The sequence below is a fragment of the Amycolatopsis rhizosphaerae genome, from assembly GCF_007713715.1.
GTDB lineage: Bacteria > Actinomycetota > Actinomycetes > Mycobacteriales > Pseudonocardiaceae > Amycolatopsis_E > Amycolatopsis_E rhizosphaerae.
Genome location: NZ_VJWX01000341.1, coordinates 1 through 7,789, shown reverse-complemented (window position 1 = coordinate 7,789; position 7,789 = coordinate 1). Strand labels below are relative to the sequence as shown.

Genomic DNA, 7,789 nt, shown 5'->3' with positions numbered 1-7,789 from the left:
ATCCTAGTCATTTCCGTTCCCTCTCCGCCGCAGGGTCCCTTGCCCCGTGGAGGTCACCCTATAACCGGGACGGCTGAGATGATCATGTGATTTCCGCGGCACGCGGCGGAAAACACAGTGCTGCCCCGTGCCGCCCCAGGTTTCCCGTGCCCGCCGCGAGGGTGCCCGGCCGGATGCTCAGGCGGATTCGCGCACGGTCATCGACACCGGTAGCACCTGGCGCTGGGGCCGGACCGCTTCGCCCGCCAGCAGCGCCTGCAGGGTCGCGACCATGTGCTGGACCTGGGACGCCGGGTCCTGGTGGAGGGTGGTCAGCGGCGGGTCCATGGTGGCGGCGAGCGCGGGGTGGTCGTCGAAGCCGATCACGGCCACGTCGCCGGGGACCCGGCGCCCGGCCGCGCTCAGCGCGCGCAGTGCGCCCGCGGCCATCAGGTCGCTGGCCACGAAGACCCCGTCGAGATCGGGTACGCGCTCCAGCAGCCGGGCCATCGCGGCGCGGCCACCGTCCAAAGTGAAGTCCGCCTCTTCGGACAGGCCCGCCGGGTCGAGGCCCGCCGCGGACAGGGTCTCCCGCCAGCCCGCGAGCCGGTGCACGGCGGCGGTCTGGTCCTGCGGGCCCGCCACGGTGGCGATGCGGCGCCGCCCGGACCGCAGCAGGTGCTCGACCGCCTGCCGGGCGCCGTCGGAGTTGTCGAAGTCGACCACGTACACCCCGCGGGACAGGTTCCCGGCGGGACCGCCGAACACGATCGGCAGCCGCAGCAGGCGCAGCGCCCGCGGCAGCGGGTCCGACCGGTGCGGCGCGAACACCAGTGCGCCGTCGACGTGGCCGCCTTCGAGGAAGTTCAGCGTGCGCGCGTGGTCTTCGCGCCCGTCGTTGAACATCAGGATCATCTGGCTGCCCGCCGCCGCCAGTTCCCGGTAGGCGGCCCGCATCACGGCGATGCGGTACGGGTCGCCGAGGACGAGCTCCTCCGGTTCGGACAGCACCACGGCGACCGCGCCGGTCCGGCGGGTGACCAGGGATCGTGCCGCCTGGTTGGGGGAGTAGCCGAGGTCGCGCGCGGCGGTCAGCACCGCGTCCTTCGCGCGGGTGCTGACGTTCGCGTCGCCGTTGAGGGCGCGGGACGCCGTCGAGCGGGAGACGCCGGCGAAGGCAGCCACGTCCTCCAGAGTCGGCCGTTCGTCCGGGCTTCGGGTCACCGCTGCCGTCCTTTCCTGGGAGCGCTCTCAAGCATAGCCCACCTTGACATCCAGTGTTAGTCAAGGACACACTCAGTGCCGTTCTGGGAGCGCTCCCAAAATTTCCCCACCCGGAACCCACCAAGCAAGGGGTTTTGAAGTGCGACTTCTTCACAAGGGCGTGAGCTTCGCCATCGGACTGGCGGTGCTGGGCGCGAGCCTCGCCGCCTGTGGCGGCGGTGATTCGGCCTCCGGCTCCGGCGATTCCGGCGGCCAGATCGAGCTGAGCATCGGTACCTTCACCGAGTTCGGCTACGAGGACCTGCTGACCCAGTACCAGCAGCTGCACCCCAACATCAAGATCACCCACCACAAGACCGGCGAGGGCGGCCCCTACCACCAGAACCTGATCACCAAGCTGGCGGCGGGTTCCGGCCTCGAGGACGTCGTCGCGGTGGAGGAGGGCCACTTCTCCGACATCATCGACAAGTCCGGCAAGTTCAACGATCTCAACGAGATCGGCCCCAAGGACGCCAGTGCCGACCGCTGGCTGAAGTGGAAGTACGACGCGGGCAAGGACAAGGACGGCCGCCTGATCGGCTACGGCACCGACATCGGCCCACTCGCCCTGTGCTACCGCAAGGACCTGCTCGCCGCGGCCGGACTGCCCAGCGACCCGCAGGGCGTCAAGTCGCTGTTCGCCACCTGGGACAGCTATTTCAGCGCGGGCGCCCAGTACGCCGCCAAGACCGGCAAGCCCTGGTTCGACGCCTCGTCGCAGCTGTTCAACTCCATGGTCAACCAGCTCGACGTCGGCTACCTCGACCACAACGACAAGCTGACCATCGAGAGCAACCCCGGTATCAAGACCGCCTGGGACAAGATCACCACCGCGATTTCCCAGGGCCAGTCGGCCAAGCTCACCGCCTTCGGCAACGAGTGGAAGACCGGCTTCCAGCAGGGCGCCTTCGCCACCACCGTGTGCCCGTCGTGGATGCTCGGCGTGGTCAAGGAGGACGCCGGCCCGGCCAACGCGGGCAAGTGGGCGGTCACCGACGCCTTCCCCAACGGGGGCGGCAACTGGGGCGGCTCGTACCTGACCGTGCCCAAGCAGAGCAAGCACCCGAAGGAAGCCGCCGAGCTCGCGGCCTGGCTGACCGCGCCGGAGCAGCAGCTGAAGGCCTTCCAGGCCAAGGGGAACTTCCCCAGCCAGGTGCAGGCGCTGACCTCGCCGGAACTGCTGAACCAGACCGACGCCTACTTCGGTGACGTCAAGGTGGGCGAGCTCTACGCCGAGCAGGCGCGCAAGGTCACGCACGCGCAGTACAAGGGGCCGGGTGACGGCCAGATCCAGGAGAACGTCATCAAGCCCGCGCTGCAGGCGGTCGAGCAGGGTACGCCCGCCGGTCAGGCCTGGCAGCAGGTCGTCGACGGTGCCAAGCGGATCGTGAAGTAGTGCCGGGGGGAACAGTCCGATGACCAGTACCGTGCTCGATCCACAACCGCGGCAGCGGGCGCCGCGCGGGAAACCCGCGAAGCCCCGGTTCTCCGAGCGGCTCTCCCGGTGGGACCTGAAGATCTCGCCCTACCTCTACATCGCGCCGTTCTTCGTGGTGTTCGGCCTGGTCGGCCTGTTCCCCCTGCTCTACACCGGGTACGTCTCGCTGTTCGACTGGGAGATCGGCGACGACCATCCGAAGTTCCTCGGGCTGCAGAACTACGTCGACCTCTTCGGCGACCACCAGTTCTGGAACGCCCTGCTCAACACCCTGTCGATCTTCGTGCTCTCCAGCGGGCCGCAGATCGTCATCGCGGTGGGGCTGGCCGCGCTGCTGAACATGCGGCTGCGCTTCCCGACCGGATGGCGGGTGGGCGTCCTGCTGCCGTACGCGGCGAGCCTGGTGGCGCTGGGGCTGATCTTCTCCAACCTGTTCGGCCCGCGCTACGGCCTGGTGAACTCCCTGCTGGAGCTCACCGGGCTGGACCGCGTGGACTGGCAGGCCAACCGGTTCGCCAGCCATATCGCGATCGCGACCATGGTGAACTGGCGCTGGACCGGCTACAACGCGCTGATCGTGCTCGCCGCGATGCAGGCCCTGCCGAAGGAGGTCATGGAGGCGGCCGTGGTGGACGGCGCCGGCGCCTTCCGCCGGTTCTTCAGCGTCACCCTGCCGATGCTGCGGCCCACGCTGATCTTCGTGGTGATCACCTCGACCATCGGCGGGCTGCAGATCTTCACCGAGCCCAAGCTGTTCGACGCGATGCCGGGCTCGAACAACGGCGGTTCCACCAACCAGTTCCAGACCGTCACGCTGTACCTGTACCAGTCGGGATTCGAGGGTTTCCACCTCGGCTACGCCTCCGCGATCGCGTGGGTGCTGTTCCTGCTGATCGTGGTGATCGCACTGATCAACTTCCTGCTGACCCGGCGCCTCGCCGCAACCTCGGGACCGAAACGATGACCCTGCTCAGATCCCGCCGGGGGACCGGACCGCTGATCGGACGGCCCAACTTCCTCGTCTACGCCGCGCTCGCGGTGTTCGTCCTGGCGTCGTTCTTCCCGTTCTACTGGTCGTTCCTGGTGGCCAGCCGGGACTCCTCGATGCTGGCCGACAAGGTCCCGCCGCTGCTGCCCGGCGGCAACTTCTTCGCCAACGCCTCCCGGGTGTTCCACGTCGTGGCCTTCTGGAAGGCACTGGGCAACAGCCTGATCGTGTCGACCACGGTCACGCTGACCACCGTGCTGTTCTCCTCGCTGGCCGGGTTCGCCTTCGCCAAGCTGCGCTTCCGCGGCAGCAACCCGCTGTTCGTGTTCATCGTGGTGACCCTGGCGGTGCCGACACAGCTCGGCATCATCCCGCTGTTCATCGCGATGGCGAAGTTCGGCTGGGCCGGGCACCTGCAGGCGGTGATCGTGCCGAACCTGGTCACCGCGTTCGGCGTGTTCTGGATGCGTCAGTACACAGTGGACGCCGTGCCATACGAGCTGATCGAGGCGGCCAGGGTGGACGGGTGCAGCGTGTTCCGGACCTTCCTCAACGTGTGCCTGCCCGCGGTGCGACCCGCCGCGGCGGTGCTGGCGATGTTCACCTTCATGATGTCGTGGAACGACTTCCTGTGGCCGCTGATCGTGCTCGACGCGGAGAACCCGACGGTGCAGCTGGCACTGGAACAGCTGCAGAGCGGCTACTACGTCGACTACTCGCTGGTGCTGGCCGGAACCACGCTGGCCACCATCCCGATCCTCATCGTTTTCCTTCTGCTCGGCCGCCAGATCGTGGCCGGGATCATGCAGGGTGCTGTGAAAGGGTGACTATGTCTGTACTGGGCGACGAGGTGGCGGCGGAGGCGAAGCTGGCCTTCCCCACGGGTTTCCTGTGGGGTGCCAGCACCGCGGCCTTCCAGATCGAGGGGGCGACCGCCGCCGACGGCCGCACCGACAGCATCTGGGACGCCTTCTGCCGGGTGCCGGGTGCCGTCGCCGGTGGCGACACCGGGGAGCCCGCGGCCGACCACTACCACCGATTCGCCGAGGACGTCGCGTCGCTGGCCGAACTGGGGTTCGGCGCGTACCGGTTTTCCCTGTCCTGGCCCCGGGTCCGCCCCGACGGTGGGCCGGTGAACCCGCGCGGGCTGGACTTCTACGACCGGCTGGTGGACGAACTGCTCGGCGCCGGCGTCATGCCGTGGGCCACGCTCTACCACTGGGACCTGCCGCAGGCGCTGGAGGAGAAGGGTGGCTGGGCGAACCGTGACACGGTCCACCACTTCGCCGGTTTCGCCGAGGCAGCGGTCGAGCGGCTCGGCGACCGGGTGCCGTTCTGGTCCACTTTGAACGAGCCGTGGTGCTCGGCCTTCCTTGGCTATGCCAGCGGAGTCCACGCGCCCGGACGGCGGGAGCCCGCCGCGGCGGCCGCGGCGGTGCACCACCTGCTGCTCGCGCACGGGCTCGGCATGGCGGAGATCCGCCGCTACGCGCCCTCGGCGAAGGCGGGCATCACGCTGAACCTGTACCCGGTGCGGCCGTCGGACCCCGCTTCCGCGGCCGACGCGGACGCGGCGCGCCGCATCGACGGCCTGCAGAACCGCTTGTTCCTCGATCCGGTGCTGCTCGGCCGCTATCCCGATGACCTGCTGGCGGACCTGGCGCCGTTCGGCTTCGACGGCCACGTGCGCGAGGGCGACCTCGACCTGATCTCGGCGCCGATCGACGCACTGGGCATCAACTACTACCGCGGCTACGAGGTCACGGCGGCGCCGTCGTCCGCGGCCGAACCGGCGGGCCCGGAATGGATCGGTGCCGAAGACGTGTGGTTCGAACCGGATCCGGCGGCGAAGCTCACCGCGTCGGGGTGGCAGGTCCAGCCGGGGCAGCTCGCCGACGCGCTGGTCCGGGTGCACCGCGAATACCCCGCGGTCCCGTTGTACGTCACCGAAAACGGTGCCGCCTACCCGGACGTGGCGGACGCGGCGGGTGAGATCGCCGACGACGACCGCATCGCCTTCGTCGACGGGCACCTCAGGGCCGCGCACGCCGCGCTCGCCCAGGGGGTGGATCTCCGGGGGTACTTCTACTGGTCCCTTTTGGACAACTTCGAATGGGCCGAGGGATACTCGAAGCGGTTCGGGCTGGTGCACGTGGACTACGCCACCCAGCGCCGGACCCGCAAGCGTTCGGCTCACTGGCTTTCGCGCGTGGCCACCACCAACACCCTGCCGCCCCTCCCCGGCGCCTGACCGGCCCGGGCCGTGCCGTGAAGGGCCCCTTCACGGTCGATACGACTGTGAAGGGGCCCTTCACGGCCAGCGCCCGCGGGCCGGGTCACGGGTTGAGGTCGTAGACGGTCACGCCGTCGACGGTGGTGGCGGTGTAGTGCTCCGAGACCCACTGCGCGATTTCCCGGGCGTCGTCGCTGCCGCTGGTGCCGCGCATCCCGGAGCCGGTGCCGAGGAAGTAGTGGATCTTCTTGTCCCGCACGTCCTGCTGGAACCGCGCCGGCGTGGGGGAGGGGTCGGTGCCGTTGAACCCGCCGACCGCCATCACCGGCAGCCCGCAGGCCAACTGGTAGCTCGCGGCGGGATTGCTGCCCACGGTGGCGGCCACCCAGGTGTAGTCCCCGCCCCCGGCGCGCAGCAGGTCCACCAGCGCCGTACCGGGGGTGCTCGTGCCGAGCAGGCTGCCGATCCCCCTGCGCAGGCCACCGCCGGGGCCACCGGTCCCGCCCGGTGCGCCGCCGAACGCGCGGGAATCCGGGCCCGCGGACGGGATCGCGCCCGAGTGGGGGGTGGCGGCGGTGGCGAGGGTTTAGGCGCCGCTCGCGGACAGGGTCGTGACCAGCGCGAGGGCCGCGAGCCCGCGCGCGGCGGCGGACGGCAGCCGGTCGGCGACGAGCAGCGCCACCGCGGTGCCCAGGCCGATCGGGAGTACGAGGAACTTCAGCCAGGGCAGCCAGTTCGCTTCCCGTTCCAGCAGCAGGAACGCGGTCAGGGCGGTGAGCGCGACCCCGGCCGAGAGCAGCCCCGCCGCGATCGGGTTCGTGCGGTGCCGCCACAGCGCGACCGCGCCCATCCCGGTCAGCGCGGCGACGGCCGGGGCGAGCGCGACCGTGTAGTAGGGGTGGATGATGCCGCTCATCTCGCTGAACACCCCGCCGGTGACGACGAGCCAGCCGCCCCACACCACGGCGGACGCGCGCGCGGCGTCCGTGCGGGGGGAGGACCAGCTCAGCCAGATCAGGGCGCCGAAGGCCAGTACGGCGGCGGGAAGCAGCCAGGCGATCCCGCCCGCCATCTCGCCGCCGAGCAGGCGCGCCCAGCTCCCGCCGCTCTGCGCCCCGCCCAGACTGCCCACCTCGTTCCCGGTGATCCGGCCGAAACCGTTGTAGCCCAAGGTGAGTTCCAGAACGCTGTCGGTCTGCGAGCCGCCGATGAACGGACGGCTGCCCGAGGGCCACAGCTCGACCACCGCGAGGTACCAGCCCGCCGAAACCACCACCGCGCCGAGCGCGGCGAGCAGGTGCGCCAGCCGCTTGCCCAGCGAGACGGGCGCGGCGATCAGGTACGCGAGCGCGAAACCGGGCAGTACCAGGAAGGCCTGCAGCATCTTCGCCAGGAAGGCGAATCCGACGGCGGCACCGGCGAACACCAGCCAGCGCGGGCTCGCCTGCCCGATCGCGCGCACGGTGCCGTACGCCCCGGCCACCAGCAGCAGGACCAGAAGCGCGTCGGGGTTGTTGAACCGGAACATCAGCGCGGCCACCGGGGTGAGGGCGAGCACGCCCCCGGCGAGCAGTCCCGCGGCGGGGCCGGACACCCGCCGCACGGTGGCGTACAGCAGGCCTGCCGACGCCACCCCGATCAGCGCCTGGGGCACCAGGACGCTCCACACGCTCAGCCCGAAGATCCGCACCGACAGGCCCATCACCCACAGCGCGGCGGGTGTCTTGTCGACGGTGATCGAGTTCGCCGCGTCGCTGGACCCGAAGAACCACGCCTTCCAGCTCTGCCCGCCCGCCTGGGCGGCGGCCGAATAGAACGCGTTGGCCCAGCCGGAGGCCCCCAGGTCCCACAGGTAGAGCAGCGCGGTGGCGGCCAGCAGTCCCAGCAG

5 protein-coding genes and 1 pseudogene are annotated in these 7,789 nt (G+C 70.2%); 4 read left to right on the top strand and 2 right to left on the bottom strand.

Translation table 11 applies throughout. The features are described from left to right. Positions 1-177: 177 nt before the first annotated feature. The gene (locus tag FNH05_RS26590) at positions 178-1,203 is read right to left on the bottom strand and encodes a LacI family DNA-binding transcriptional regulator (protein WP_144591450.1); all 1,026 of its coding nucleotides are present in this window, start codon (positions 1,201-1,203) and stop codon (positions 178-180) included. A 139-nt stretch (positions 1,204-1,342) separates the two neighbouring features. On the opposite strand from FNH05_RS26590, the gene FNH05_RS26585 reads away from it, so the two are divergent. The 4 genes from FNH05_RS26585 to FNH05_RS26570 are packed head-to-tail and all read left to right on the top strand — an operon-like array spanning position 1,343 to position 5,919. Beyond that, the gene (locus FNH05_RS26585) at positions 1,343-2,638 is read left to right on the top strand and encodes an ABC transporter substrate-binding protein (RefSeq protein WP_144591449.1); all 1,296 of its coding nucleotides are present in this window, start codon (positions 1,343-1,345) and stop codon (positions 2,636-2,638) included. Positions 2,639-2,657: 19 nt separating this feature from the next. After that, a complete protein-coding gene (locus FNH05_RS26580) occupies positions 2,658-3,644 on the top strand; it encodes a carbohydrate ABC transporter permease (protein WP_144591448.1) in 987 nt (328 codons plus the stop codon). Next, on the top strand, positions 3,641-4,495 hold the full coding sequence (locus tag FNH05_RS26575; protein ID WP_144591447.1) for a carbohydrate ABC transporter permease: 855 nt from the start codon (positions 3,641-3,643) through the stop codon (positions 4,493-4,495). Before FNH05_RS26580 ends, FNH05_RS26575 begins: the two co-directional genes overlap by 4 nt. Next, positions 4,492-5,919 carry a GH1 family beta-glucosidase gene (locus tag FNH05_RS26570; RefSeq protein WP_425458493.1) on the top strand — a complete coding sequence of 476 codons (1,428 nt, stop codon included), beginning with the start codon at positions 4,492-4,494 and terminating at the stop codon, positions 5,917-5,919. Before FNH05_RS26575 ends, FNH05_RS26570 begins: the two co-directional genes overlap by 4 nt. An 85-nt stretch (positions 5,920-6,004) precedes the next feature. On the opposite strand, the pseudogene FNH05_RS26565 reads toward FNH05_RS26570, so the two are convergent. Next, a pseudogene (locus FNH05_RS26565) lies at positions 6,005-7,789 on the bottom strand (ArnT family glycosyltransferase); the annotation flags it as partial.